The sequence below is a fragment of the Mesorhizobium sp. M0145 genome, from assembly GCF_040322355.1.
GTDB lineage: Bacteria > Pseudomonadota > Alphaproteobacteria > Rhizobiales > Rhizobiaceae > Mesorhizobium.
The window spans coordinates 47,534-72,852 of record NZ_JAMYTK010000026.1 but is presented as its reverse complement, the minus strand read 5'-3'; the positions used below and the strand labels follow the sequence as shown (position 1 = coordinate 72,852).

Below are 25,319 nucleotides of genomic sequence, written 5' to 3'. Positions count from 1 at the left end.
ACGGCAGTTCGACTACTACCGCCGCCTCCGGCGCTACCACCAGCGATGGCAGTCATGGCAAGACCGCGCTGTCGCCCCTCCTCGCTAGCGACGGCAGTTCGACTGCTACCGCCGCCTCCGGTGCCACCACCAGCGATGGCAGTCATGACAAGACCGCGCTTTCTCACCTCCTCGCCAGTGATGGCAGTTCGACTGACACCACCCACGATAATGCCGGCGACAAGGTAAGCGAGGGCAGCAGCGTTGACCGCATATTGGCCTCGTTGAGCCATTCTCTTTCGGCTGGCTCGGAACTTCTCCCGACCAACGATCCATCCGACAAGACGGCAACCAGCCTGATCCGCCACGGGTTCGCGCAAACCGTCCAGCCCGATGAAAGTGTCGGCGCCCAGGCAAAAAACGGCGCCGCCGCCGAGATCATGTCTGGCCACGGAGGCAACAACGATGCCTTCGACTTCAGCAAGCTTCAGGACAAGCTCCACCTCGATCAAGCCGCTCTTACCGAGCTTAAGTCGGGCGGGCTTTCATTGCATACGTCCCCTGCTGGTACGGCTGCCGATGATGGTTCCCACCACATCATCTTTGACAGCTCAACCGGGTCGCTCTCTCTCGACAGCGACGCGGTCGGCAGCGCAGCTCAAGCGCAGCTCGCTACCCATCTCCCGTTGCAGCATCACTCTTTGATCTGAAAACCGGAGCGGCGGACCTTCAACTCGAGCGTGTCCGCCGCTCCGTCCGTGTTCAATTGCGCCACGGAAGCTTGACTAAGAAAAATGCGATATCGGCAGACATCAGAGAGATCGAAGTTGGTCGCATTATCGCCAATGCGAATTCCGGATTCACCACACCCTACGCAGTCTCGGCAATTTTCAGCACTGCGTCGATCTCGGCCATCACCGCTGCCGGCAGCGGCCCTTTCTCCAGCGCACCGAGATTGTCCTCGACCTGCTCGGGCCGCGTGAAGCCGGGAACCGGCAGGGCGATTGCCGACTTGGCGAGTATCCAGCCGAGCGCGCCTTGCGCAAGCGTGCGTCCGCCCGAGGTGAGCAGGTCGCGGATTGCCGAGAGCCTTGACAGATAGTGCGGGTTGGCGGCGCCATCCCTGAAAAACACCATCCATTCGGCATTCCCGCCGCGCACATCGTTGGTGGGCAGCCGCATGGCCGGCGTGTATTTGCCGGTGAGCAGCCCCATTGCCAGCGGCAGCCGGCTGAACGAGACGAGGTTCTCGCGCGCCGCAACGGCCATCAGCTCGTTCGCCGGGGTAAACACATTGAAGTCGTTCTCTACGGCGACGAACCCCTCGCGCGGCGCGTAGGCGGCAAGCCGTTCGCGGTGATCGGTGCTCCAGCCGAAGCCGCCGATCTTGCCCTCCTGGCGCAACAGGCCGAGCGTATCGAACACCTCGCCGGCGCGCTCGATCGGATACTCGTTGATATGTAGCAGCACGACGTCGATACAATCCCGCTGCAGGCGCTGCCGCGAATTGTCGATCGATGTCCGGATTGCCGCAGCAGAGGCATCCTCGGGTGCGATCTTACGCGTTTCGGGATCGCCGAAATAGCCGACCTTGGTGACGATGACGGCTTCGTCCTTACCCCTCAACGCCCGCCCGAGGATCAGTTCGGCATTGCCGGCGCCGTAGGCGGCAGCCGTGTCGAACACCCGCGCGCCGATCTCATAAGCCATCGCCAGCGCGGCTTGCGACCTGATATCGTCGACCTCGCCATAGATTGTCGCCGTGTCACGCCAACGCGCGGGGCCACCCGCCGCCCAGGTGCCGATGCCGATGCGCGGTACCGAGCGGCCACCCCAAAGCATCATCATCTGCATGCCCGGCTCCTCAACGACGCAAGCTGGCGTGGCGGGCACGCTCGCGGATCTCTTCGCGAGAAATGCCGGCATCCGCCAGTGTGCTGTCCCGGGCCTGCCTCAAGCTCGCAAGCGTCTGGCGATAGGCAATCCAGCGGGCGAAACGGTATCGAAGTTCATCCAACATGATCGTCTCCTTTGGCACGCAGAATGCCCGCCTGGGTTGGTCGAAAGCGCAAAGCCTCTGCGCGAATCGCATGCGCGATCGAAAGGGCTGCGCTCGCTTCTTGGCCGGCCGAGGCGCTTGTCTCTGTCCCGCCAGGCAGGATTGTCCAACGCCTCCAATGCCTGCATACTTGCGCACGATGCCCGCTTTGCGCTACAGCCACGGTCGCAAGGAGTTTTTCATTTCTGCAAAATGGATATCGGCTGGGACGATCTGAGGTTGTTTCTCGACGTTGCGCGGCTGGGTGGCTTGAGCGCAGCGACGGGAACCACGCGCCGCAGCGCAGCCACCCTTGGACGACGCGTCACCGCGCTCGAAAAGCAGATCGGCGAACCTCTATTCGTGCGCCAGCAGACCGGCTACCGGCTGACCCCGGTCGGCGAGGAACTGCTGCGGCGCGCCGAAGACGTCGAGGCGGCAATGCAGTCGCTGACCCGCTGGCGCGAGGGAAACCTGCCCGACCGCATTGTCCGCGTCTCGGCCGGGCCATGGACCTCGGCCTTCGTTTCCGCTCATATCGGCGAGATCTGGACGGTCGATGACGGCATAAGGGTAGAGCTTGTCACCACCACCGACCGGGTCGACATCGGCCGCCGTGCCGCCGACATCGGCATCCGCAGCGAGCGCCCGACCGAGCAGTGGCTGGCCGGCCGTCAGAGCGGCAAGGTCGCCCACGCCATTTATTCCGGACGTCACCTGATCAACGGCATCGCCGCCGGATTGTTCGTCGGCGTCACCGGCGAAGGCGCAAACATTGCCTCGGCGCGCTGGCTGCAAGCCCATCACGGCGACCGCATCGCCGTACGCGGCAACAACACCCATTCGGTGCGCGAACTGGTGGCCGCCGGCGCCGGCCTTTCGGTCTTTCCGTGCTTCGTCGGTGACGGCGATCCGCGGCTGGTTCGCGTTGCTCAGCCTATCCCCGAACTTGAAACCGACCAATGGATCGTCACCCATCACGAGGAACGTCATTCCCCGCCGGTACGGAAAGTCGCCGACCGGATGGCCGCCTTGATGCGGGCGCACCAGCCGCTGTTTCGCGGCGAGACGCCGATCCGGTAAGCCTCAGGCATCGATCGGCCGCCAGTGGATCAAAATCAGATATTTTGGTGGGCCGGACGATGGTAGCGCCGCCGTTGAGGACGCCGGAGTGCGACGCGCTGCTCGTCGAGATCCTTGCCTTGGGCGAAGAGAGCGGTATAAACCGATCAGCACCGGGCCGCCTATCCGGTCACTCGTCCTCCTGCCGGCTCATAGCCGTATGCTTCGCCCTTACGCAGCACGCGGCCGATGCCCGGCCAGCCAAGGTGCGCGCCGGCGATCCACGTCCCCGCCTCGGCCGCGTCACTGAAAACCTTTAGGCGGGTTGCGCGCGCGGTCAGCTGATCGTCGTCATAGCCCCAACTGAACGCGGGATTGCCGAACTGCAAGGCCGGCACATGAACGACGTCCCCGAAGAATAGGAAACGGTCCTCGTCCGAGTCGAACGCGTAGCCGGTATGACCGGCAGCATGACCGGGCAGGGCGACCGCCCTCAATCGCTCACCCACCTGGTCGCCATTCTGGACAGGCTTCAGCAGGGGCCGGAACTGCGCAAGGTGCGCGTAAGCGAAAAAGCTCCCCACAGCCGCCTCGGGAATAGCGATCGCCTTCAAGTTTGGAAAGAGCACTCGGCCGTCGGGGGTCAAAAGTCCGTGCACATGATCCTGATGGGCGTGGGTGAGCGCCAAGACCGTGATCGAAGCCGGGTCGATCTTGGCTTCCGCCATGGCCTGCTCAAGACGCCCCACTGTCGGAGCCCAGCCCCCTCCTCCGCTGTCGATCAGAACGCCGTCAACGCCTGGACCTGCGAGCGCGAAGCAATTGACAGACAGGCGAAGCGCCCCTGCCAACGCAGCTTGCGGCACCGGATTATCCTGCGGGTCCCGCAGAAGGTCCGCCGGCATCTCGATGTAACCGTCCGAGAGCGACCAGACGCGCCACCTCCCTGACGTGCTGCCGAGCACGTTATTGGTTTGCGATGTCACGATCATATGGCCACCTGCCGCAAACGAAAATGGAGGATAGGTTCGATTGTCACTATTGGCTCCCTGCATAATCTGCGCAAAAGCGTGGGGAAACCGATGAAGATCAATGCGGAAAGCACCCGATCTCGATAGGCCACGGATCGGAAGATGATCGTTGAGGGATCTGCTAGCTTCGCGGCGATGCCAGCTCTTATTGCATTCCCATGTAGATTCCTCCCTTCGTAAGCTCGTCAATCATCTGATTTATGCGCTTTCGGCGTGTTTCCGGGTGACGGGCGCGCTCGATCCAATGCAAGTAATCATTGCGCTGATAGGGAGGCCGTTGCTCGAAAGCAGTCATCAGATTTGCGGCCTCGAGCTCTGCACGCAAACTGTCGGGCATCTTAGCCAACGGACGTTTCAGCAACTCACATCTCCGCCATTCGAATCCTGATGCTGGAATAGATCACAAGTCAGCCGTCGCGCCTGCGAGACCGCAGCCGGCCTGGCGACAGCCCTTTCAATCGGGTCACGACGCGATTCATATGGGCCTGGTGAGTGAAACCCGCGTGCTGAGCAATCTCGGCCAGCGGCAGATCGCTATTTTCCAAAAGCTCGACCGCGCGATCAACGCGGCGGCGTAAAATGAATTGATGTACCGGCAATTGCGTCGCCTCGCGAAAGGCGGCGGTGAAGGCGCGTCGTGGTATTCCCGCGATTCCGGCAAGATGGTCGATCGACACCCCCTTTTCCAGATCGCCGTCAATCGCAGCGAGGACCCGGTCGAACCGCTGCGAGGTTAGGACCGGAGACTTCTGCTGCCGCTGGCGTGCATGCCCGAGACGGAGCAGGTTCGCGAAAACCAGGCCCAGCGTCCATTCGCGGACGATCGGGTTGGCTGGCGGGTCGCCTTCGAGGCGTCGGCACAACTCGGCCACCAGCGAATCGCGTATCGGTCGATCGGTCAGGATTGCCAGGTCCTCGGGGGTCCCGCCTGCGGATACCAGGAGCCTTGACGCCAGCGCGGAGTCAACGGTGATCATCGTCAGCTCTCGCGGCTCCTCGATCTTGAACCGCGTGGCACGCTCGGGAAGACTGAGCAGCAGGTCGCCGGGGCGGGTGAAGACGCGCCGCAGCCCGCGGCCAAGATCGATCTCTGCATAGGATGAACCGCTGCGAATCACACGCAGCTGAACGACTCCGGCCGGCGCATGGCGATAGTCGCCGGCAGGAAAGAACAACCTCTTTGCACTTGCCGCGGTCACCATCGTTGTACCGGGCGTCCGGACGCAAGTTCCTCCAGGACTTCGATGATCGATCGCCGCATCCTCGATCCTTGATGCCTACACTTTTGCCCGTTTGACTGGTCCACCAGGCGCATCATTTGCCAGGGCAGTCAGTTCACCAATCCGGGGCACAAAGATGTTGTGCAGTGTCTGGGTCATAATGGTCATTTCACGCTGAACTTGCAGTTCCTGTGCGGCGGGAAACAATGTGTCCTGCAAGAAGAGCTCCAGGCCTGCCTTGTCGTCCCATATCTCGATGATGCGATAACCATCGTCTGTGGCATGCGCGATGTGCTGGTAGATGCCGCCAGCGGGCCGTTTCTCCACGCCGATCCGATCGAGGATGCGGCTATAATCTTCGGCCGTCAGGCCGGCAATATCAAGTGTCGTCACTACGGCCATGGTTCATCCTCGCTGCTGATAGTGGTTGTTTGAGGTGGAGTTCTTGGACGGACCCGGATCCTATTGGGCCGATGTCGTTTGGCATCGCCCGCCCTGACGGCGAGTTTGTCTCCCGAACTTCACCGACAGGAGCGGTCTTTGGTCCTCAGCCACCGAGCGCCTCGATGACAAGACGGGCGGTCGCCGCTCCGGAGAAGTTCTGCTGGCCGGTGATCAAATTGCCGTCGCGCACGGCAAAATCGCGCCACAGCCCGGCCTGAACATAATTCGCGCCGAGCGCACGCATCTCATCCTCGATCCGCCATGGCATCAGATGCGTACCGTGTGGCAGCGCGCCCATCTCCCAGACGGCATTGTCGGCGAAGTCTTCCTCGACATTGGCGAAACCCGTAACAGTGCGCCCTTTGGCCAGCAGCTCGCCGGTTGAGAGGCGAGCGTAGCGCAGCAGCGCGACGCCATGACACAAGGCGGCCGCGACCTTGCCGGCCGCGAAAAAGTTGATGAACAGCCGCTGCAACTCAGTTGCGCCTTCGAAGGTGAACATCGGCGCTTGGCCGCCAGCGACGACGATAGCGTCGAACGCGTCGACCGACAGCTCTGCGATGGGCCGGGTCGTCTCCACCAGCGCCGCCAGTTTCGGCGTCGACAGGAAACCGAGCGAGATCAGATCCGTATCCGAATAGCCGGACGGATCGCGCGGGTCGCTCAACGCATCCGCCTCGCATTTGCCGCCCTCAGGCGAGAAGATCGCGACTCCATATCCGCGCTCGGTGAAGGCGAGCCAGGGATGAGTTAACTCGCTCCACCAAAACCCGACCGGCCAGCCTGTGGTGGTTGACACAGCCGGGTTTGAAAGGACCATCGCGACGCGTTTAGGATGCCGCGGGTCGAGTGGGTTGGAATCGCGCACGCTCATCGCGCCATCTCGACTGGTTCGCCAAGATTCGCCCAAATCGTCTTGTATTGGGTGTAGCTTTCCCACGCCTCGCGGCCCTGCTCGCGGCCATAGCCGCTCATCTTGAAACCTCCGAACGGCGCATTAGGATGGTACTTGTGCCAGCAGTTCAGCCAGACCGTGCCTGCCTTGATCCGGTCGGCGAGCCGCAAGGCGCGGCCGAGATCGCTGGTCTGGATGCCCGAGGCGAGCCCGTAGCTCGTATCGTTGGCGATCCGGATCGCGTCCTCCTCGCTGTCGAATGGAATCACCGGCAGGACAGGGCCGAAAATCTCTTCGCGCGATATCCTTAGGTCGTTGGTCGCATCGGCGAAGATGGTCGGCTCGATGAAGAGGCCCTTGCCGTTGACCTGGCGGGTGCCGCCGCCCGCGGCCAGTCGCGCGGTGCGCTTGCCCTCTTCGACATAGCTCAAGACCTTGTCATACTCGCCCCGCGATGCGATCGGCCCGATCATCGTCGCAGGGTCCAGCGGATCGCCGAGCGTCGCCGACTTCGCCATGGCGCTCAGCTTCTCGACGACCTCGTCATAGCAGGCGCGTTCAACCAGCAGGCGCGATCCGGCGACGCAGACTTCGCCCTTGTTCCAGAAGATGCCCCAGAAGGCTGCCTGTATCGCGACATCGATATCGGCATCGGCGAAAACGATATTGGGACTCTTGCCGCCGAGCTCCATGGTCAGGTGTTTCATCGTCCCGGCACCGTTGCGCATGATGCCCTGGCCGACGGTGGTCGACCCGGTAAAGGCGATCTTGCCGACGCGGGCATCGTTGACCAACGCGTCGCCGATGGTGCCGCCCGGGCCGGTGACGAGATTGTAGACGCCTGGCGGCACGCCCGCGTCGAGGATCACTTGCGCCAAGGCGAGGGCCGTCAGGGGCGTGTCGGTCGCAGGCTTGTGAACGACCGTGTTACCCGCCGCGAGTGCCGGCGCGATTTTCGAACAGGACAGCGCGAGGGGAAAATTGAACGGGGTGATCGCAGCGATCACACCGAGCGGCTCGCGCCGCGTCAGGATCCTGATATTTGGTTCGTAGCTGGTACGATAGGCGCCGTCCATCGCGCTCATGGCGAGCCCGCCATGAAAGCGGAACAGTCCTGAGCAGTGCGGCATGATGATATCGCGGAAATCGCGATAGGGCATACCCATATCCATCGCCTCGCGCACCGCGAAATCCTCGGCCCGCTCGTCCATTAGATCGGCGATGCGAAACAGGATCTTGGCGCGCTCCTCATGATGCATCCGCGCCCAGGGTCCTTGCTCGAAAGCCCGCTGCGCGGCCGCGACGGCATCGCTCGTGTCGGTGACGTCCGCCTTCGCAATATCGGTGATCGCCGCCTCCGTGGTCGGATCAAAAGTCGTCGAAGTCTCGCCACTGACGGCATCGCGCCATTGGCCATCGATCAGCAGACGTCCTACTGGAATCGCCTTGCGCCGCGCGGGTAGATAATCAGTCATGAGTCCGTCCGTCCTGTCGAATGAGATTGAAGGAAATTGTCGGCCCCATCCCGCGCCGATAGGCGAGCTGGACCAATAGCAGCATCATCGGCTCGATCAGGCGCGAGGCCGTGAGATCGCCGACATCGACCGGTATTGTCGGCAGATCGGCGAGAAGCCGGCAAACCGCCGCCTTGGCATCTGCGTCATTGCCGGCGACATAGCTCGTCACCGGATCGCCGTTGAGACGCGGATCATCCCTGTCAAGCAATTCGGCAAAGGTCGGAATGCACTTGACGACAAGGGCGCCCCGCGCGCGCCTCTGAACCTCCTCGCCTACAGACGTAGTAGTGCCTAGCAGCATCGTGGAAAGGTCAGGTGCGACTGCATTGGTATTGTCCCAGACGATCTTGCCCGACAAATCGCCAAGCGCGTCCATCGCCAGCTCGAGAGCCGGCCATGGCGTCGCCAGGGCAATTACGTCGGCCCATCTCGCTACTTCGTCAGGGGCACCGAAGCCAACACGGAGGGTTGCCGCGATTGCGCGCAACTTGCCTTCGTCACGACTGAAGCTGAGGCGAATTTCGTGCCCGGCGAGGCCAAGACATTTCGCCAAGGCCTTCCCGAGCGAGCCTGGTCCGATGATCGCAACTTTCACAACTGCCTCCCGACACGCGATCGGGCTTGCCTAGCATCATTGCAGTCGCGCTTATTTCACGAATTGCCCTTGCACGATCGGGCGCACTCGTCACATGGGTCGGCGCCAATTGGCATCCGGATCCGCCGCGCGCTCACGCCCTTCCCGAACGTGTCCCTATTGGGCATGTATGTGTGGGCGACCATAGAGCAGGGTGCGATCAGCGGAGGTCCCCAGGGCACAAGCTTGCTCATATTGGTTGACGCTAGATTTTCCTTGCCTAATCCGTCGGCGTTGCGATGACTTTTGTGGCATCAGCATAACGCGATTGCCTGCAAATCCGGGGAAAGGCCGCCTCAGGACGGCTTTCCGGACTGGCACGCCCCTTGCTTCGTTATTCATGTGCAGAGCGTCTAGGGTTCCGGCCGTGTCGATCACGGTGCTGGTCCAAGAGACGCGACCGCTTGAGATGCATTGAGGCATCTGGCGGAACACGGCGGGCCAAAATCCCGGGAGAACCCTGCACGGGTTTGCTGGCGCGAACCTCTCCCGGATGCGCGCTCCGTGAACCCCCCAACAGACGTTCGGACGCAATCCGGATCGCAAACAGGGGTATGTAATGTTTCGCAAACTGGCCACAATCATCCTAGCCGCATCACTCAGCCTCCCCTTCATCTCAGCCGCGCAAGCGGCGCCCAAGAAAGACTTCAAGATTTGCTGGTCGATCTATGTCGGCTGGATGCCGTGGGGCTATCTTTCCGACAGCGGCATCATGAAGAAGTGGGCCGACAAATACGGCATCAATGTCGAGATCACCCGCATCAACGACTATGTCGAGAGCATCAACCAGTACACGGCCGGCGGCTTTGACGGCTGTTCGATGACCAACATGGATGCGCTTTCGATCCCGGCCGGCGGCGGTGTCGACACGACGGCCTTGATCGTCGGCGATTTCTCCAACGGCAACGACGCGGTCATCCTCAAGAACAAGACCGCGCTCAAGGATATTGCCGGCCAGAAGGTCAATCTCGTCGAGCTCTCCGTCTCACATTACCTACTTGCGCGCGCGCTGGAGACGGTGGAGTTGGCCGAAAAGGACATTACGGTGGTGAACACCTCCGATGCCGACATGGTCGCTGCCTACGGCACCAGCGACGTCACCTCCGTCGTCACCTGGAATCCGCTGGTCTCGGAAATCGCTGCCATGCCGGGCGCCCACAAGGTATTCGATTCGACTGAGATCCCCGGCGAGATCATCGACATGATGGTCGTCAACACCGCGACGCTGAAGGACAATCCGGCCTTGGGCAAGGCGCTTGTCGGTGCATGGTATGAAGCCATGGCGCTGATGACGTCGGGTACGCCCGAAGGCAAGGCGGCCAAGGAAGAGATGGCCAAGGCGTCGGGGACGGATCTTGCCGGTTTCGACGCTCAGCTTGCATCAACGGCGATGTTCTTCGAGCCGGCCAAGGCGGTCGCATTCACCAACGGCGCCGAACTGCCGAAGACCATGGATCTGGTGCGCAACTTCCTGTTCAGCCACGGCATTCTTGGTACCAACGCGCCGAGCGTCGACGTGATCGGCATGAGCTTCCCCGACGGCTCGACGCTGGGCGACGTCAACAATGTCAAGCTGCGCTTCGATCAGGCCTTTATGGCAGAGGCGGCGGGCGGAACGCTCTGACGCGGGAGCGCGACATGCTAGCCAGAGGAACCGGCATCATGCAGGCCGCAGCAGGCCCCGAAGTCGCGCGCCTGCAACTTAGCAGGCCGAAAGCGCGGCTTCGCCTCATCAACGCGACGGTCTCGCGCGGCGGAGCGTTGCTGCTTGGGACGCTGCCGTTTGCCGCCGTGGCGATTGCCTATCTCTTCGCTTCGTCGCAAAGGCTGGCGGTCAATCCCAGCGACAAGCTGCTGCCCTCCCCTGCACAGATGTGGTCGGCCTTTTCAGACCTGGCGACAGTGCCGGACAAGCGCTCCGGCGACCTGATCCTGTGGGCCGACACCTATGCCAGCCTGATCAGGCTGTTCGCCGGAGTCGGCATGGCCACGCTGGTGGCGCTCAGCCTCGGCGTCGCCATAGGTTTCATCCCGCGCGTCAGGGCCTTTCTGCTGCCCTTGGTCACAGTTGTCTGCGTCATCCCGCCACTGGCGCTGCTGCCGATCCTGTTCATTGCGCTCGGCCTCGGCGAAACGGCCAAGATCACCTTGATCGCTCTCGGCGTCGCACCGGTCATGGTGCGCGACATCGCCAACCGGGTGATGGAATTGCCGCCGGAGCTCGTCGCCAAGGCACAGACGCTCGGCGGCAACAGCTGGACCATGGTGCTCAGGCTGGTGCTGCCACAGGTCATGCCGCGCCTCATCACTTGCGTACGGCTGGCGCTTGGGCCGGCCTGGCTGTTCCTGATCGCGGCAGAAGCCATCGCCTCCACCGAGGGGCTCGGCTACCGCATCTTCCTCGTTCGTCGCTACCTATCGATGGACGTCATCCTGCCTTACGTCGCCTGGATCACGCTGCTTGCGGTGATGACCGACTGGCTGCTCGTGCGGCTCTCTCACATCATCTCGCCCTGGGCGCATCCGGTGCGGGCCAGATGAGCCGGATCCTCGTCCATGGGCTGGAGAAGAGCTACGGCGACGCCCGCGTGCTGGAACGGGTCAACGTCTCCGCCGAAGCGGGTGAATTCCTGTCGCTGGTTGGCGCCAGCGGTTGTGGAAAATCGACATTCCTGCGCATCCTGCTTGGCCAGGAACAGCAAAGTGGCGGCGTGGTCGTCGTCGGCGACCAGCCGATCGTGCCGGAACCGACGCCGCAGCGCGGCATCGTCTTCCAGCGCTATTCCGTGTTTCCGCATCTGACCGCGCTGCAGAACTTGCTGCTGGTCGAGGACTTCCGTTCGGGCGGACCGTTCGGCCGCGTCTTCGGCGCCAGGCGCAAAAGCGCCAGGCAAGAAGCCGAAACCATGCTGGAACGGGTCGGGCTTGGCCATGCGCGCGATCTCTATCCGGCCACGCTTTCTGGCGGCATGCAGCAGCGGCTGGCGATCGCGCAGACCTTGCTCGGCCGGCCGCAGATCCTGCTTCTCGACGAGCCGTTCGGCGCACTCGATCCCGGTATTCGCATCGAGATGCATGAGCTGCTCACCGAGCTCTGGACCGAGCACGGCATGACCGTGGTCATGGTCACCCACGATATCGGCGAGGCATTCAAGCTCGGCACCCGCGTGCTGGTCTTCGACAAGGTGCGCCACGACCCCCAGTTCCCGTCCGCCTATGGCGCGACGATCACCTACGATCTGAAGCTCGACCGCAAGCACCGGGCTTCCGCACGAGACGTGGCCGAAGTGGCCGCGATGGTCGGGACGACCCGACTGGATAGCGCAATCGCGACGACGGCGTCGTGAAGGAGGTTTCATGCACAGAGATAGTCCAGAACGCCGGCATCGTCGCGCCGGGCTCACCGACCACCAGCCACGCCAACGCTTCCACCATCCGAACTTCGAGATCCGCGACATGCAGGGCTGGAAGTCGATCGAGGCGGAAGGAAAGCTGCCCGAGGATGGCTGGCGCAAGGAACAGAAATGGGCACTCGACATGGGCCTGCCCGGATCGGATTCGATCATCGACAAGTCGATCCCGACATTCGCGCGAGGCGAGTTGCCGCATTTCGCCGGCATCAACACCTTCCTCAAGGCGCCCTATGTCGAGAACGTCCGCGATGTCGGCAGATATGACGCTGCCGTCATGGGCATTCCTTTCGACAGCGGCACCACTTACCGGCCCGGAACCCGCTTCGGGCCGCAAGGCATGCGCCGCATCTCGGCGCTTTACACGCCTTACAATTACGAGCTCGGTGTCGACCTGCGCGAGCAGATGACGCTTTGCGACGCCGGCGACGTCTTCACCATCCCCGCCAATCTCGAAAAGAGCTTCGACCAGATCACCAAGGGCGTCAGCCATGTCGCCTCGTCCGGGGCGCTGCCGATCATGCTGGGCGGCGACCATTCGATCGGATTTCCGTGCGTGCGCGGCATCGCCGACGTGACCTCCAAGCGCATCGGCATCATCCATTTCGACCGCCACATCGACATCCAGGAAAAGGATCTCGACGAACGTATGCACACGACGCCCTGGTACTGGGCGACCAACCTGCCGAACGTCTCGGCCACCAATCTGGTGCAGCTCGGTATCGGCGGCTGGCAGGTGCCGCGCTACGGCGTGGCCGAGGCGAGAAAGCGCGGCACCAACGTGCTGACGATCTCCGATATCGAACAGATGGGGCTGGAGAAGGCGGCCGAGATCGCGCTTGAGCTCGCATGGAAGGACACCGACGCCGTATACATCTCCTTCGATGTCGACAGCATCGATTGCGGTTTCGTGCCGGGTACGGGCTGGCCGGAGCCCGGTGGCTTCCTGCCGCGCGAGGCACTGAAGCTGCTCGGGCTAGTGTCGGCGCCCGGCATCTGCGGACTGGAAGTGGTCGAGGTGTCGCCGCCCTACGACACGTCAGACATCACGGCGCTGTTTGGCGTGCGGGTTGTCGTCGAGGCGCTCGGCTCGATGGTCGCGCACGGCAATCTCGGCAAACACAAATCCATCATCGACAAGCCGACGAGCTTTTGACCATGCACGATGATCATCACCACCACAGCCATGACCATGGCGACGGTCACCATCACGGGCCGAACGGTCATCATCACCATCCCCACCCCGTCGGCCACAACGGGCCGGCCGGCAAGCCGTTGCAATGGCAGACACCGCATCTACCGCACGACCATGCGCCCGAACCCGCCGACGCGCGGGCGACGGATCTCGATCTCGTCGAGATCGCGTTTCTCGAAGGGTTTTCGCGGGCGCCCGACCCGTCCAGTTTCCTGCGCCTCGCCGGGATTCCGTTCGTCGGCGAGACCGCCGACGGCGTGCGGCTGCATCTTCTGCGCGTCGAGACGCAGGACATGGTCGATGTCGGCGCCGTCATGCCGCTGATTGGTGGCGCCGGCGTCACCTATCACCCGCTGCCCGCGAAACTGACGTCGCGCCGGCGCCGCCTGGCCTTCGTCTACCATGACGTCAGGGGACAAAGACTCCTCGACTTCGGCGAGGCGCGGCTTCTGGCCGACAGGTCCGGCGCCGCACAATTCACCATGCCAGGGGCCGGACAATGAGCACCGGCCTTGAACCGATCGCACCTCTATCAAACAGGTCAAGAACCATGAACAGAACGCTTTCATTCTTCGGCAGACTCGCCCTGGCAGCCCCCACAACCCTCATCCCCTCGTTGGCCTTCGCCCATAGCGGCGGTTTTCATGCCCACGGGTTTGTAGACGGCGTTCAGCACCCGCTGGCCGGCATCGATCATCTATTGGCGATGATGGCTGTCGGCATCATTGCCGCTCGCGCCGGCGGCAAGGGGATCATCATCGTGCCGTCGTGCTTTGTCTCGGCGATGGTCGCTGGCGCCCTGCTCGGTATCGCCGGCATCGGCCTGCCCTCACTGGAAACCGGCATAACGCTATCGCTGTTGGTCTTCGGCGCCATGATGGCGCTTGCCAAGCCGCTTCCGCTCGCTGTGGCCGCCTCGCTGACGGCTCTCTTCGCCCTCTTCCACGGCAATGCCCATGGCCTCGAAATTCCCGAGACGGCCAGCGGCATCGCTTATGCGGTCGGCTTCGTGGTCGCTACTTCGGCTCTTCACGCGACCGGCGCGTTAGCCGCCCTAACACTTCGGCGCTGGCCGCGAGCCATCCGCACGGCAGGGGTCGGCACGTCGTTGGTCGGCGTGGCGCTGGCGGCACAGATCATCTGAACCGCAGCCCATTCATCTGCGATGAACAGGAGGCGAAGGCGTGATCAACCGGCTAACCGTTTGGCAGCGCATCCGAAACGTGCTGTACCAGATCCTGAAGACCCGGTCTGAGCGACTCTGATCTCATCCGGAGATTGAGGCTAGCAGCTTGCCGTACGCCGCGCGCGCGTACGGAGCGGTCCGCCGTGGGTCGCGACTAACTTCCTAGCTGCAGCCGGACGGTCTTGCCTGACGTCGCCGGCCTGTTCCCAGCTACGCCAAATGATCGCCGTCGTGAACTCCGCGCCGGCGAGCGTGACTTGGACGGCACCGCTGCTGGCGGCCTCCCGGGCGAGGTCATGAAGAACTGGCGTGTCAAAGCGCCGAACACATTCGATCGCGAATTCGGCTTCTCACGCATGGGCTAGGAGATTGCCGCAGGGTGGGGGCGGCGATGGCCGATGTAGCATCCAGACAGTAGTTCGAGGTTGATTGCGACGGGACTATGCGCGGATTTCTATTCCGAACACCGTGCCGGCGTCGTTCAAGCACTTGATAAACGATCCTGACACTCCACCGGCGGTTGGCAACACATCTGCGGCCTCCGGAGGCCCACCATAAGTCAATAAAATCAAACGCTATGGACGGCGGTTCGCCAGTTATTACTTGGCTACCCGAACCAAAACACACCGCTAAGTCATTGATAAATAATAACAATGGTGGGCCCGGAGGATGCATCAAAAGCATTGATTTCATTGACTTTTTCGTGGGCCAAAATCAGAAATCTTCCCGTATCGTTCCGTATGGTTCCGTCGCCGATGTCGGCCAAAACACCGAACGTTCTGCTTATTTGGCCGTCCAAGGCATCCGGCACCTGCTCGAACCCGATATCCGTCAGCCCGAAGCCGCCCGGACCGGTTGGCTCTTCGGCTGGCGCGCTGAAAGCAGGGCAACGAATTGATCCACGGCCTGCCCGGCCCGCGCCAGGACCAGCGGATCCACAAGCTTGCCATCGGAAAAATCGCTGTCGCTGCCGTACACGGCGCTTGGCACGGTCAGCGCCGAGTAGAAGCCGAACAGCGGGCGGAGCTGGTGTTCGACCACCAATGCATGGCGCTGGCCACCACCCGTCGCGCCGATCAGGACCGGCCGATCGACGAGTGCCAGCGGATCGATGAGATCGAACAGATGCTTGAAGAGGCCGACATAGGACCCGTTGTAGACCGGCGTCGTGACGATCAGCGCGTCGGCATGCTCGACAGCCTCCACCACATCCAGCGCCTCCGGCGTCAATTCCTTTCGAGTAAACGCAGCACCCAGACCACGGCCGGCATCGACAAGATCGAGGAAATTTACTGTGACAGACAATCTTTCGCGCAGCGCCTCGCCGAGATGATGCGCCAGCGTCCGGGACTTCGACGGCCTGTGGGTGTTGCCCGAAAGCACGACGATGTTCTGGCGCAGCCGTTCGACGTGGAAATTCATGGGCTCTCTCATCTGTCCAAAGCAATTGGAAACGGGGGCGGGGCGCCGGCCCCGCCATTTCGTCGGCGACCGTCAGGCGGCGCGCAGAGGCCGTGTCAGCGGGATCGGCGCGGCCGGCTCCGAACGCGGCACGCGGCCTTCGACCGGATGGCTCGGATCATTGAACCCATGCGTTGAGGCATGGCCGGCGGTGACGAGGCGGTCGACAAAGGCCTCGTCCTCGGCGCTCAGCCTGAAGTCCAGCGCCTTCGCATAGCTGTCCCACTGTTCCTCGGTGCGCGGGCCGGCGATCGCCGCCGTGATCAGCCGGTTGTTCAACACCCAGGCCAGCGCGAAATCGGCGGCCGAGACGCCGCGTGACTTTGCGTGCGCCGCGATCTGCCTGGCGATCTCAATCGATTCCGGGCGCCACTCGGTCTCGGCGATGCGCTTGTCGCCACGGCCGGCCCGCGTGTCGGCGGCAGGCGCCTGGTTCGGCTCGTATTTGCCGGTCAGCACGCCGCGCGCCAGCGGGCTGTAGGAGACGACGCCAAGACCGTAATAGGCGGCCGCCGGCAGCTGTTCGGCCTCGGCGGTGCGGTTGACGATGTTGTAGAGCGGCTGGCTGGCCACCGGCCGGTCGATGCCAAGTTCATCGGCCAGATGCGCGACTTCGGCGATGCGCCAGCCACGAAAGTTGGACACGCCGAAATAGCGTAGCTTACCCTGGCGGATCAGGTCGGCGATCGCCCGCACCGGCTCCTCCAGCGGCGCATCGAAGACGGCACGATGGAAGTAGAACAGGTCGATATAGTCTGTTCCAAGGCGGCGCAGGCTGTTCTCGACGGTCTGGATCACCCATTTGCGCGAATGGCCGCCGAGATTGGGACCTTTGTCGTGGGAGTTGACGAATTTGGTCGCCACGACCCAATGATCGCGCGTCGCCTTGATGCCGCGACCGACGACTTCCTCGGACTTGCCGTTGTGGTAGACGTCGGCGGTGTCAATGAAGTTGATGCCTTGCTCGCGCGCCTTGTCGATGATGCGATGCGCGACCGTCTCCTCGGTCGGCCCGCCGAACATCATCGTGCCCAGGCTGAGCGGCGAAACCTTCAGGGCGCTGCGGCCAAGATAACGGTAATCGGACATTTTTCTGCTCCGTTGAACTTTCAATTGAGGGTTGGTTCGGCGTAGTGGCAGGCGACGTGGTGTCCGGGCGAGATCGCCCGGAATGCCGGCTCCTGCGAACGGCATAGATCCGTCGCCAGCGGGCAGCGCGTGTGAAAGCGGCAACCGTTCGGGATGTTCTGCGGGCTCGGCAGATCGCCATGGATCGGCGCGGCCTGGCGGCGCCGCGACGGGTCCGGCACGGCATCCATCAGCGCGCGCGTGTAGGGATGCTGGGGCGAGGTCCACAGCGTCGAATTGTCGGCGCTTTCGACGATGCGGCCGAGATACATGACCAGCACCCGGTCGGCGAAATAGCGGACGACTGACAGATCGTGCGAAATGAAGAGATAGGACAGCCCGAGCTGACGTTTCATGTCGACCAACAGGTTGAGGATCTGCGCCTGGATCGAAAGGTCGAGCGCCGACACCGGCTCGTCGCAGACGACCAGTTCCGGATTGAGGATCAGCGCCCGGGCGATGCCGATGCGCTGGCGTTGCCCGCCGGAAAATTCATGCGGGTAGCGGCCGAGAGCATCTACAGGCAATCCTACACGCTGGACTATGTCCTCGACAATTTTCCGCCGCTCGGCCTTGTTGCCAATGCCATGGACCTTCAGGGGTGCTGTCAGGATGTCGCCGATCATGTGGCGCGGATTGAGCGATGCGAACGGATCCTGGAAGATCATCTGGATATTACGGCGCGCCGCCTTCAGCCGGCGCGCGTCGAGAACGGTGATGTCGGTGCCGTTGAACTCGATCCTGCCGCTAGTCGGGTCGACCAGCCGCATGATGGTCTTGCCTAGCGTCGATTTTCCGCAACCGCTTTCGCCGACGAGACCAACCGTCTCGCCGCGTCCGACTTCGAGGGATACACCATCGACGGCGCGCAGCGTGCCGCCCTGGGCGTGGAAATGGGTGGAAAGGTCAGAGACCGAGAGCAGTGCCATGCGCAACCTCCGGAATGAAGCTGTAGGGGCAGGCGACTAGACGATCCTCGCTCACTTCGACGAGGGCGGGTACGAAATGGGCGCAGCTGTCGCGCGCCACCGCGCAGCGCGGGCGGAACGGGCAGCCCTTTTCGCCGGCGGCCGAGACGATACTGCCGGGAATCTCCGTCAGCCTGGCGTCGCGGTAGTGGAGATTGGTCTTCAGCCGCGGCGACGCCGCCAGCAGGCCGCGCGTATAGGGGTGAAGGGGTGTTCTGAACAGCACGCCGGGCAGCGCCTGTTCAACCTTGCGGCCGGCATACATGACGACGACCTTGTCGGCCCATTGTGCGACGACACCAAGATCGTGGGTGATGAGCACGACAGCCATCGACAGTTCGCGGCGCAGCGTATCGAGCAGGTCGAGCACCTGCGCCTGGATGGTCACGTCGAGCGCCGTCGTCGGTTCGTCGGCAATCAGCAGGCGTGGTCGGCAGGCAACGGCGATGGCAATCATGACGCGCTGGCGCATGCCGCCGGAAAGCTGATGCGGATAGTCGTCGATGCGCCGCTGCGGATCGGGAATACGCACCAGATTGAGAAGCTCGATGGCACGGCTCCGCGCTGCCTTGCCGCGTATGCCTTCGTGCAGCGTCAGCACCTCGGTGATCTGCCGGCCGATGGTCAGCACCGGATTGAGCGAGGTCATCGGCTCCTGGAAGATCATGGCGATCTCGCGTCCGCGCAGGTTCCGCATAGCCTTCTGGTCGAGACCGAGCAGGTCCTTGCCGGCGAATTCGATCCTGCCATTGGGTATTTTCGCCGAGCGCGGCAGAAGCTGCATCAGGGCGAGCGCGGTCAGCGACTTGCCGGAGCCTGATTCACCAACGATCGCCAGCGTCTCGCCCTCACCGACCTCGAAGCTCAGCCGGCTGACCGGCTCAGTGTTCGGGAAGCGAACCGTCAGATTGTCGATCCTGAGCAAAGGAGCCGCCATCTCTATCGCTCCTGTGAGAAGCGCGGGTTGAGCGCGTCGTTGAGGCCGTCACCGATCAGGTTCAGCGCCAGCACGGTAAAGACGATCGCCAGTCCCGGAAGCGCTGTCAGATACCAAGCGGTGCGGATCAATTCCCTGCCCGCTCCGATCATCGAGCCCCAGCTGACGACGTTGGGATCGCCGAGGCCCATGAAGGACAGCGCCGATTCCATCAGGATCGCGGTCGCCACCATCACCGACGAGGTCACGATCAACGGCGGCAGCGCATTGGGCAGGATCTCGCGGAAGATAATGCGGGCATGGCCGTAGCCGAGGCTGCGGGCGGCCATGACGAAATCCTTCTCGCGGATGGCCCGGAATTCGGCGCGGGTCAACCGCGCCACCGTCGGCCAGGTGATGACGGCGATCGCCATTGTCACGACAGGCGCGGTCGGCTGCGCGATCGCCACCAGGACGACCAGCAGCACGAAGCTCGGTATGGTCTGAAAGATCTCGATCAGGCGCACCAGCAGGTCGTCGATCCAGCCGCCGAAGTAGCCGGCGGCGGCGCCGACCAGGATGCCGAAGCTGAGGCCGAGCGCGGTCGCCACCAGGCCGACGAACAGCGAAATCCGCGCGCCATGCAGAATGCCGGAAAGCACATCGCGGCCCATGGAGTCCGTGCCCAGTGGGAAGGCTGGGTTCTGGCCCGGCCACAGGAAGGGCCGCGCCACCATCGATAGCGGATCGGCCGGATAGAGGACTGGAGCTAGCAGTGCGGCCAGCACGACCAACGACAGGAACACCACGCCGAACATGGCGTTGGGATTGCGCAGGAAAACCTTCAGCGCACGCCCTCCAACGGCTATCGGCACCGACGCTGCCGAAGCGGAGCGTGCGTCGGGCGCGTGGAGATTGCTCCAGCTCTTTGCCTCGGGTTCAGGCGTTGCCGCGGGCCCGCGGGCATCGGCATGGAGACGGCGGGAACGGGCATCGCCCGCGGCGAAATCGGTGGAAGCCATCAGCGTACTCCGATGCGGGGATCGAGCCAGGCGTGCAGAAGATCGACGGTCGCGTTGGCGATGATGACCAGCAGCGACGACAACAGAAGGATGCCGAGCAGCACGGTGAAATCGCGGCCCATGACCGCTTCGAAGGCGAGACGCCCGAGGCCGGGCCAGGAATAGACGGTCTCGACAACCACGGCGCCGCCGAGCATGCCGCCAACATGCATGCCGGCCATGGTGGTAATGGGGATCAGCGCGTTGCGCAGGACATGGCGAATGGTGATGATGGCCGGCGGCAGGCCCTTGGCTGCGGCGGTGCGCACGTAGTCCTGCGACTGGACCTCCAGCATCGCCGCTCGTGTCAGCCGCGCATAGATCGCCACGTAGAACAGCGCCAGCGACAGTGCCGGCAGGATCATGTAGCGCGCCCTGTCCCAGAGCCCGGCAAGGCCGGTCAGGTTGCTGCCGATGGTTCCCGAGCCGCCGCTCGGCAGCCAGCCGAGCTTGACCGAAAACAGCACGATCAGCATCAAGCCTATCCAGAAACCCGGGATTGAATAGAACAGCAGCGAAATAACGGAGAGCACACGATCCGGCAGGCGCCCGGCAAACACCGCCATCACCGATCCAAGGGCGAGGCCGAGCACAATGGCGACGGCCAGAGTCACCGCCATCAGCACCAGCGTGCCGGGCAGCCGCTGGCCGATCAGGTCGGCGACCGGCATGCCGTAGCGTGGCGAAAAGCCGAGGCTGAAATGCGCCAGATTGTAGAGATAGTTGAACAGCTGGACGAGAAGCGGATTGTCGAGCCCGAAGCGCTGGCGAAGCGCCGCCATCGTTTCAACAGTGGCCGAGCCAGCCTCGCCGGCCATGACATCGGCGGCATCGCCGGGCGCGAGCTGCAGCAGGAAGAAGTTCAGGATGACGATGCCCAGAACGGTCGGCACCGCCTGGATGGCGGTGCGCCGGAAGGTTCTGCCAATGCGCGTCAGGGTCGACATCGTTTTCGCTGTCCCGGCTGTGGCTGACGATGCGGGTTTGCTGTTTCCCGGAAAGTTCCGTGCTTTTTAGTTGACAAGATTTATAGACATTGTCAAACCTGATTTAAGAAATTTTATCCTGCAAACGGTTACATTGCAGAATAGAATTTTATTTCATGCTACAAAGTTAGCTGTTTGAAGTATGAAATCTTAAGCGCGGGAGCTGGTTGGCCAAATCTTTTCGCAAACGGGCCCGCTCTTGGAACAACGGATTTTCAACTCGGTGGCCGACGATCGGCCGATCGGGGCCGGCAGCAAAAAAAGGACTAGGGCGCGATGTCTCATTTCCTCATTCCGAACCGCCGCAGGTTCCTCGGCATCTCGGCAGCCGCGCTCGGAGCGACCCTGTTGCCTGCATCGCGCAGCGCCTACGCCGCCGAGCCGAAACAGGGTGGAATGGCGACGCTGGTGCTCTCGGCTGAGCCGCCTGTGCTGACGACCATCGCCCACACGGCATTCAATTCGGTCTACGTCTCGGCAAAGACCACCGAGGGCCTGCTGACCTATTATTTCGATCTCACGCCGCGCCCATCCCTGGCCAGACAATGGTCGGTCAGTGACGATGGGCTGCAATACACCTTCAAGCTGCGCGAAGGCGTGAAGTGGCATGATGGCCAGCCGTTCACCGCCGCCGACGTCGCCTATTCGATCACCACGATCAGAGAGGTTCATCCGCGCGGCCGCAACACCTTCCTCAACCTTGTAGACATCCAGACGCCGGATCCGCTGACCGTGACGCTGGTTCTGTCGAGGCCGGCGCCTTACCTGATCACGGCCTTGGCCGCGGCCGAAACGCCGATCGTGCCGAAGCACCTCTATGACGGCACAAAGGCAGCCGAAAATCCGGTCAACGTCGCGCCGGTCGGCACCGGCCCTTTCGTCTTCAAGGAATGGGTCCGCGGCAGCCACATCGTCTACGAACGTAATCCCGACTATTGGGACGCGCCGCGCCCCTACCTTGACCGGCTGATTGTCCGTTTCATCCCTGACGCTTCGGCGCGCGCATTGGCGCTGGAGACAGGCGAGATCGATCTGGCGCCGGCCACGCCGATTCCGTACAGCGATTTGCAGCGCTTCGAAACGCTGCCGCATATCGGCTTCGAGAAGCAGGGTTATCAGTATTCCAATGGCATCAGCCGGGTCGAGTTCAACCTGGAGAAACCCTATTTCCAGGATGTTCGCGTCCGCCGTGCCTTCGCCCATGTTATCGACCGCAACGTCATCCGCGAGACGATCAACTATGGCTATGGCGCGACCATTCCAGGCCCGATCAACCCCAATCTGAAGAAGTGGTACGTCGCCGACCTGAAGACCTATCCGGTCGACATTGCCACTGCCGAGAAACTGCTCGACGAAGCAGGCTTGCCGCGCGACGCCAACGGTACCCGGCTCAAGCTTGTCCACGACTATGTCCCGAGCGGCGAAACCTACAAGCGCGGCGCCGACTACATCAAGCAGGCATTGGCCGCGGTCGGGATCGAGGTCACCGTGCGCAGCCAGGATTTTGCCACCTACACCAAGCGCATCTACACCGACCGCGATTTCGACTTCACCTTCAACGGCATGAGCAATCTGTTCGACCCGACGGTAGGCGTACAGCGGCTCTACTGGTCGAAGAATTTCAAGCCCGGCGTGCCGTTCTCCAACGGTTCGAAATACAGCAATGCCAAGGTCGACGAACTTCTTGAAGCGGCCGCCGTCGAGGTCGACCACGAAAAGCGCTTCGAGCAATGGGCCGCGATCCAGCAGATCCTTGTCGAGGACCTGCCCGACATCGGCATCGTCAGCCAACCGGAAATCACCCTCTACAACAGGCGCATAGCCGGTCACACGGTGGGCGCCGAGGGCAATGCCGGCTCCCTCGCAACCGCCCATATCGTCGCCTGAGCCTGACCCGTGCGCGGTCCTTCGCACGGGTTCCCTTCCTCCACCCGAGAAAGTTCGCCATGACGCTCGCCCACAAGCCTGGTTCCATCGTCGGCACGCCCTTCTTCAAGGCGCCGACCGACTATCCGGACAGCCCGCTGTCGAAAGCACTTCAGCAGCCGGTGCTGCTCGGGCTGTTCCTGCCGATCCAGGCCGGTGGCTGGACCAACTCGACGCTGCCGCGCTCGACCGACTGGCGCTTCGACTACAATCGCGATCTGACGTTGAAGGCCGAGGAGCTTGGCTTCGACCTCGTCTTCGCGCTCAGTCAATGGCTGCCCAAGGGCGGCTATGGCGGCGTTTTCAACGGCCAGGCGCTGGACAGTTTTGTGTCCGTGGCGGCCATGGCCGCGATCACCAAGAAGATCATGCTGATTTCGACCATGCATGTTCTCTACGGCCCGTGGCATCCGCTGCATCTGGCGAAGTTCGGCGCCACGCTCGACCACATCTCCGGCGGCCGCTGGGGCATCAACGTGGTCACCGGTCATCGCGCTGTCGAACATGAAATGTTCGGCTGGAACCGCATCGAGCATGACCGCCGCTATGAACTCGCCGCCGAATTCGTCGAAGTGCTGCAGCGGCTGTGGCAGGATGATGAGAATTTCTCCTTCTCCGGAGAATCGAGCTGGAAGCTCAATGGCGGCTTCGTCACGCCGAAGCCGAATTACGGCAGGCCGATCCTGGTCAACGCCACTGGCTCCGATGCCGGCATTTCCTTTGCCGGCCGCTATTCCGACATCGTCTTCGTCACCAGCCCGGCCGGCTCCGACATCGCCAGCGCGCTGGAGGCGCTGCCGGCGCATACGGAGAAAGTGAAGGACGCGGCCCTTGGTGTCGGCCGCACCGTGCGCACTCTGCTCAATCCGCTGATCATCAGCCGGCCGACCGAGAAGGAAGCCTGGGCGGTCGCCGATGAGATCGTCGCCCATGCCGACAGCCGCACGCCGAAAGGCTTCCAGACCTTCAACAGCGACGCCCAGGCCTGGAAAGGACGCGAAGGCCGCGACGACCCCTACGCCAAGGTCGGCGGCAACATCTACCTCATCGGCACGCCCGAACAGATCGTCGACCAGTTCGTCAAGTTGAAGGACGCCGGCATTGACGGCCTGCAGCTGTCCTTCTTCGATTTCAAGCCTGACCTCGAATTCTTCGGCGAGAACATCCTGCCGCTGATGAAGCAGGCTGGCCTGCGCAACACCTAAGGAGCCATCATGACCGCGACTGGGATCTCCGAAATCTGGTACACACGCTGCCCGGTGCCGACGCCTGTCGGGCTCGCCGCACAGCTCGGGCTTCTCGACGAGACCTTTCGCAAGGAGGGGATCGAATTGAAGTCGATCATCGATTCGCCCAATCGCGACATCCGCCAGAGCCATTTCAACCACACGCTCGACTGGTCGTTCCGCCACGGCGGCAACGTGCCGCCGATCCGCGCGCGGTCCGAAGGGCGCAAGACGCGTCTCGTCGGCATCACTTGGACCGACGAATTCCAGGCAATTATCGCCCTGCCCGGTTGCGGCATCAGGACAACCCAGGACCTGAAAGGCCGCCGCTTCGGCATCGCCCGGCGCCCCGAAGGCATCGTCGACTTCATGCGGGCGACGGCGCTGAAGGGCCTGGTCTCGGCCCTCTCGCTCGAAGCCCTCAGCCATGGCGACGTCGAGATCGTCGACATAGCGTTGGCCGACAGCGTTCTCGACAGCCAGGAAGGACCGTCGCTGTTCGGCCTCAAGCGCAAGCAGGCCTATGGCGAGGAAGCCGCAGCCCTGATCCGGGGCGAGGTCGACGCCATCTATGTGAAGGGCACGGCCGGCATCAACGTCGCCAATCTGATCGGCGCCATCCAGGTCGCCGAATTCGGCTTCCACCCCGACCCGAACATCCGCATCAATTCCGGTTCGCCGCGGGTGTTGACCGTCGATGACCTGCTGGCCGAGAAACGCCCCGATCTGGTCGCGCGACTGATCGAGACCATCCTGCGCGCCAGCGCCTGGGCCGAGGCGCATCCGGAAGAGACGAGGCGCTTCGTCGCCCGCGAAGCCGGTGCCACCGAGGAGCAGGTGCTGGCCGCCAACGGCCCGGATGTCCACAAACATCTCGGCCTCGGACTGCAGCCTGAGCTGGTCGGCGCGATTTCCCACTACAAGGATTTCCTGCGCGACTGGGGCTTCCTCGCCGGCGACTTCGACGTCGAGGCCTGGGTCGATCGACGACCCTTCGATCTGGTCGATACGCGCGCCGCCGCCTGACAGGAAAGCC

Annotated in this window: 25 protein-coding genes, 1 pseudogene and 1 riboswitch; of the genes and pseudogenes, 11 read left to right on the top strand and 15 right to left on the bottom strand. The window is 62.9% G+C overall.

The features are described 5' to 3' along the window. Window positions 1-689: pseudogene (locus NKJ28_RS27405) on the top strand (hypothetical protein); the annotation flags it as partial. A 160-nt stretch (window positions 690-849) separates the two neighbouring features. On the opposite strand, the gene NKJ28_RS27400 reads toward NKJ28_RS27405, so the two are convergent. Then, entirely contained in the window at window positions 850-1,833 is a 984-nt protein-coding gene (locus NKJ28_RS27400) for an aldo/keto reductase (RefSeq protein WP_352637696.1), read from the bottom strand. A 10-nt stretch (window positions 1,834-1,843) separates the two neighbouring features. Then, window positions 1,844-1,999 (bottom strand): YjiS-like domain-containing protein, encoded by a 156-nt coding sequence (locus tag NKJ28_RS27395; protein ID WP_156937304.1) that lies wholly within the window; start codon window positions 1,997-1,999, stop codon window positions 1,844-1,846. 231 nt (window positions 2,000-2,230) lie between these two features. On the opposite strand from NKJ28_RS27395, the gene NKJ28_RS27390 reads away from it, so the two are divergent. Then, the gene (locus NKJ28_RS27390) at window positions 2,231-3,100 is read left to right on the top strand and encodes a LysR family transcriptional regulator (RefSeq protein ID WP_352637694.1); all 870 of its coding nucleotides are present in this window, start codon (window positions 2,231-2,233) and stop codon (window positions 3,098-3,100) included. 161 nt (window positions 3,101-3,261) lie between these two features. Here the strand turns inward: NKJ28_RS27390 and NKJ28_RS27385 are convergent, their stop codons facing one another. The 7 genes from NKJ28_RS27385 to NKJ28_RS27355 form a co-directional block, all read right to left on the bottom strand. Continuing rightward, complete coding sequence (locus NKJ28_RS27385; protein ID WP_023679475.1) at window positions 3,262-4,071, bottom strand: MBL fold metallo-hydrolase; 810 nt, start codon at window positions 4,069-4,071, stop codon at window positions 3,262-3,264. A gap of 184 nt (window positions 4,072-4,255) precedes the next feature. Then, entirely contained in the window at window positions 4,256-4,447 is a 192-nt protein-coding gene (locus NKJ28_RS27380; RefSeq protein ID WP_031212580.1) for a YdeI/OmpD-associated family protein, read from the bottom strand. Window positions 4,448-4,517: 70 nt separating this feature from the next. Next, a complete protein-coding gene (locus tag NKJ28_RS27375) occupies window positions 4,518-5,312 on the bottom strand; it encodes a helix-turn-helix domain-containing protein (protein WP_352623095.1) in 795 nt (264 codons plus the stop codon). Between the two features lie 75 nt (window positions 5,313-5,387). After that, complete coding sequence (locus NKJ28_RS27370) at window positions 5,388-5,732, bottom strand: hypothetical protein (RefSeq protein ID WP_023679472.1); 345 nt, start codon at window positions 5,730-5,732, stop codon at window positions 5,388-5,390. A gap of 145 nt (window positions 5,733-5,877) precedes the next feature. Continuing rightward, window positions 5,878-6,648 (bottom strand): type 1 glutamine amidotransferase domain-containing protein, encoded by a 771-nt coding sequence (locus NKJ28_RS27365; RefSeq protein WP_352578217.1) that lies wholly within the window; start codon window positions 6,646-6,648, stop codon window positions 5,878-5,880. Then, window positions 6,645-8,144 carry an aldehyde dehydrogenase family protein gene (locus NKJ28_RS27360; protein WP_352637691.1) on the bottom strand — a complete coding sequence of 500 codons (1,500 nt, stop codon included), beginning with the start codon at window positions 8,142-8,144 and terminating at the stop codon, window positions 6,645-6,647. The genes NKJ28_RS27365 and NKJ28_RS27360 overlap by 4 nt, the downstream gene beginning before the upstream one ends. Beyond that, on the bottom strand, window positions 8,137-8,781 hold the full coding sequence (locus NKJ28_RS27355; RefSeq protein WP_352578215.1) for an NADPH-dependent F420 reductase: 645 nt from the start codon (window positions 8,779-8,781) through the stop codon (window positions 8,137-8,139). The genes NKJ28_RS27360 and NKJ28_RS27355 overlap by 8 nt, the downstream gene beginning before the upstream one ends. A gap of 381 nt (window positions 8,782-9,162) precedes the next feature. Then, window positions 9,163-9,278: riboswitch (guanidine-I (ykkC/yxkD leader) on the top strand. Window positions 9,279-9,379: 101 nt separating this feature from the next. Here NKJ28_RS27355 and NKJ28_RS27350 point away from each other — a divergent pair. The 6 genes from NKJ28_RS27350 to NKJ28_RS27325 are packed head-to-tail and all read left to right on the top strand — an operon-like array spanning window position 9,380 to window position 14,569. Next, complete coding sequence (locus NKJ28_RS27350) at window positions 9,380-10,444, top strand: putative urea ABC transporter substrate-binding protein (protein WP_023679467.1); 1,065 nt, start codon at window positions 9,380-9,382, stop codon at window positions 10,442-10,444. Between the two features lie 38 nt (window positions 10,445-10,482). Further along, entirely contained in the window at window positions 10,483-11,361 is an 879-nt protein-coding gene (locus NKJ28_RS27345) for an ABC transporter permease (protein ID WP_352637699.1), read from the top strand. After that, complete coding sequence (locus tag NKJ28_RS27340; RefSeq protein WP_023679465.1) at window positions 11,358-12,167, top strand: ATP-binding cassette domain-containing protein; 810 nt, start codon at window positions 11,358-11,360, stop codon at window positions 12,165-12,167. The genes NKJ28_RS27345 and NKJ28_RS27340 overlap by 4 nt, the downstream gene beginning before the upstream one ends. Window positions 12,168-12,177: 10 nt before the next feature. Then, the gene (locus NKJ28_RS27335) at window positions 12,178-13,386 is read left to right on the top strand and encodes an agmatinase family protein (RefSeq protein WP_023679464.1); all 1,209 of its coding nucleotides are present in this window, start codon (window positions 12,178-12,180) and stop codon (window positions 13,384-13,386) included. Window positions 13,387-13,388: 2 nt separating this feature from the next. Then, window positions 13,389-13,928: a hypothetical protein gene (locus NKJ28_RS27330; RefSeq protein WP_023679463.1), complete on the top strand. Its 540-nt coding sequence runs from the start codon at window positions 13,389-13,391 to the stop codon at window positions 13,926-13,928. Between the two features lie 47 nt (window positions 13,929-13,975). Further along, window positions 13,976-14,569 carry a HupE/UreJ family protein gene (locus NKJ28_RS27325; protein WP_352637687.1) on the top strand — a complete coding sequence of 198 codons (594 nt, stop codon included), beginning with the start codon at window positions 13,976-13,978 and terminating at the stop codon, window positions 14,567-14,569. A gap of 873 nt (window positions 14,570-15,442) precedes the next feature. On the opposite strand, the gene msuE is transcribed toward NKJ28_RS27325, so the two are convergent. The 6 genes from msuE to NKJ28_RS27295 form a co-directional block, all read right to left on the bottom strand. Further along, on the bottom strand, window positions 15,443-16,033 hold the full coding sequence (msuE, locus tag NKJ28_RS27320) for an FMN reductase (protein WP_352637685.1): 591 nt from the start codon (window positions 16,031-16,033) through the stop codon (window positions 15,443-15,445). Between the two features lie 72 nt (window positions 16,034-16,105). Further along, complete coding sequence (locus NKJ28_RS27315; RefSeq protein WP_352623097.1) at window positions 16,106-17,161, bottom strand: aldo/keto reductase; 1,056 nt, start codon at window positions 17,159-17,161, stop codon at window positions 16,106-16,108. A gap of 20 nt (window positions 17,162-17,181) precedes the next feature. Continuing rightward, window positions 17,182-18,129 carry an ABC transporter ATP-binding protein gene (locus NKJ28_RS27310; RefSeq protein ID WP_352637683.1) on the bottom strand — a complete coding sequence of 316 codons (948 nt, stop codon included), beginning with the start codon at window positions 18,127-18,129 and terminating at the stop codon, window positions 17,182-17,184. Beyond that, window positions 18,107-19,105, bottom strand: coding sequence for an ABC transporter ATP-binding protein (locus NKJ28_RS27305; protein ID WP_352637681.1), 999 nt, complete (start codon window positions 19,103-19,105; stop codon window positions 18,107-18,109). The genes NKJ28_RS27310 and NKJ28_RS27305 overlap by 23 nt, the downstream gene beginning before the upstream one ends. A 2-nt stretch (window positions 19,106-19,107) precedes the next feature. Continuing rightward, window positions 19,108-20,106: an ABC transporter permease gene (locus NKJ28_RS27300; RefSeq protein ID WP_352637679.1), complete on the bottom strand. Its 999-nt coding sequence runs from the start codon at window positions 20,104-20,106 to the stop codon at window positions 19,108-19,110. Continuing rightward, on the bottom strand, window positions 20,106-21,092 hold the full coding sequence (locus tag NKJ28_RS27295) for an ABC transporter permease (RefSeq protein ID WP_352637677.1): 987 nt from the start codon (window positions 21,090-21,092) through the stop codon (window positions 20,106-20,108). Before NKJ28_RS27295 ends, NKJ28_RS27300 begins: the two co-directional genes overlap by 1 nt. A 315-nt stretch (window positions 21,093-21,407) precedes the next feature. On the opposite strand from NKJ28_RS27295, the gene NKJ28_RS27290 reads away from it, so the two are divergent. From NKJ28_RS27290 to NKJ28_RS27280, 3 genes are read left to right on the top strand one after another with little or no spacing between them, the layout of a single operon-like run. Beyond that, window positions 21,408-23,018, top strand: coding sequence for an ABC transporter substrate-binding protein (locus NKJ28_RS27290; RefSeq protein WP_352637675.1), 1,611 nt, complete (start codon window positions 21,408-21,410; stop codon window positions 23,016-23,018). Window positions 23,019-23,077: 59 nt separating this feature from the next. Next, window positions 23,078-24,262 carry an LLM class flavin-dependent oxidoreductase gene (locus tag NKJ28_RS27285; RefSeq protein ID WP_352621992.1) on the top strand — a complete coding sequence of 395 codons (1,185 nt, stop codon included), beginning with the start codon at window positions 23,078-23,080 and terminating at the stop codon, window positions 24,260-24,262. A 9-nt stretch (window positions 24,263-24,271) separates the two neighbouring features. Next, window positions 24,272-25,309, top strand: coding sequence for an ABC transporter substrate-binding protein (locus tag NKJ28_RS27280; RefSeq protein ID WP_352621994.1), 1,038 nt, complete (start codon window positions 24,272-24,274; stop codon window positions 25,307-25,309). Window positions 25,310-25,319: the final 10 nt, after the last annotated feature.

Coding starts and splice junctions, on each gene's coding strand:
- NKJ28_RS27315 (WP_352623097.1), bottom strand. CDS start 17,161: ATGTCCGATTACCGTTATCTTGGCCGCAGCGCCCTGAAGGTTTCGCCG.
- NKJ28_RS27285 (WP_352621992.1), top strand. CDS start 23,078: ATGACGCTCGCCCACAAGCCTGGTTCCATCGTCGGCACGCCCTTCTTC.
- NKJ28_RS27375 (WP_352623095.1), bottom strand. CDS start 5,312: ATGGTGACCGCGGCAAGTGCAAAGAGGTTGTTCTTTCCTGCCGGCGAC.
- NKJ28_RS27300 (WP_352637679.1), bottom strand. CDS start 20,106: ATGGCTTCCACCGATTTCGCCGCGGGCGATGCCCGTTCCCGCCGTCTC.
- NKJ28_RS27290 (WP_352637675.1), top strand. CDS start 21,408: ATGTCTCATTTCCTCATTCCGAACCGCCGCAGGTTCCTCGGCATCTCG.
- NKJ28_RS27345 (WP_352637699.1), top strand. CDS start 10,483: ATGCAGGCCGCAGCAGGCCCCGAAGTCGCGCGCCTGCAACTTAGCAGG.
- NKJ28_RS27295 (WP_352637677.1), bottom strand. CDS start 21,092: ATGTCGACCCTGACGCGCATTGGCAGAACCTTCCGGCGCACCGCCATC.
- msuE (WP_352637685.1), bottom strand. CDS start 16,033: ATGAATTTCCACGTCGAACGGCTGCGCCAGAACATCGTCGTGCTTTCG.
- NKJ28_RS27330 (WP_023679463.1), top strand. CDS start 13,389: ATGCACGATGATCATCACCACCACAGCCATGACCATGGCGACGGTCAC.
- NKJ28_RS27365 (WP_352578217.1), bottom strand. CDS start 6,648: ATGAGCGTGCGCGATTCCAACCCACTCGACCCGCGGCATCCTAAACGC.
- NKJ28_RS27340 (WP_023679465.1), top strand. CDS start 11,358: ATGAGCCGGATCCTCGTCCATGGGCTGGAGAAGAGCTACGGCGACGCC.
- NKJ28_RS27370 (WP_023679472.1), bottom strand. CDS start 5,732: ATGGCCGTAGTGACGACACTTGATATTGCCGGCCTGACGGCCGAAGAT.
- NKJ28_RS27335 (WP_023679464.1), top strand. CDS start 12,178: ATGCACAGAGATAGTCCAGAACGCCGGCATCGTCGCGCCGGGCTCACC.
- NKJ28_RS27280 (WP_352621994.1), top strand. CDS start 24,272: ATGACCGCGACTGGGATCTCCGAAATCTGGTACACACGCTGCCCGGTG.
- NKJ28_RS27360 (WP_352637691.1), bottom strand. CDS start 8,144: ATGACTGATTATCTACCCGCGCGGCGCAAGGCGATTCCAGTAGGACGT.
- NKJ28_RS27400 (WP_352637696.1), bottom strand. CDS start 1,833: ATGCAGATGATGATGCTTTGGGGTGGCCGCTCGGTACCGCGCATCGGC.
- NKJ28_RS27380 (WP_031212580.1), bottom strand. CDS start 4,447: ATGCCCGACAGTTTGCGTGCAGAGCTCGAGGCCGCAAATCTGATGACT.
- NKJ28_RS27325 (WP_352637687.1), top strand. CDS start 13,976: ATGAACAGAACGCTTTCATTCTTCGGCAGACTCGCCCTGGCAGCCCCC.
- NKJ28_RS27310 (WP_352637683.1), bottom strand. CDS start 18,129: ATGGCACTGCTCTCGGTCTCTGACCTTTCCACCCATTTCCACGCCCAG.
- NKJ28_RS27395 (WP_156937304.1), bottom strand. CDS start 1,999: ATGTTGGATGAACTTCGATACCGTTTCGCCCGCTGGATTGCCTATCGC.
- NKJ28_RS27305 (WP_352637681.1), bottom strand. CDS start 19,105: ATGGCGGCTCCTTTGCTCAGGATCGACAATCTGACGGTTCGCTTCCCG.
- NKJ28_RS27350 (WP_023679467.1), top strand. CDS start 9,380: ATGTTTCGCAAACTGGCCACAATCATCCTAGCCGCATCACTCAGCCTC.
- NKJ28_RS27390 (WP_352637694.1), top strand. CDS start 2,231: ATGGATATCGGCTGGGACGATCTGAGGTTGTTTCTCGACGTTGCGCGG.
- NKJ28_RS27385 (WP_023679475.1), bottom strand. CDS start 4,071: ATGATCGTGACATCGCAAACCAATAACGTGCTCGGCAGCACGTCAGGG.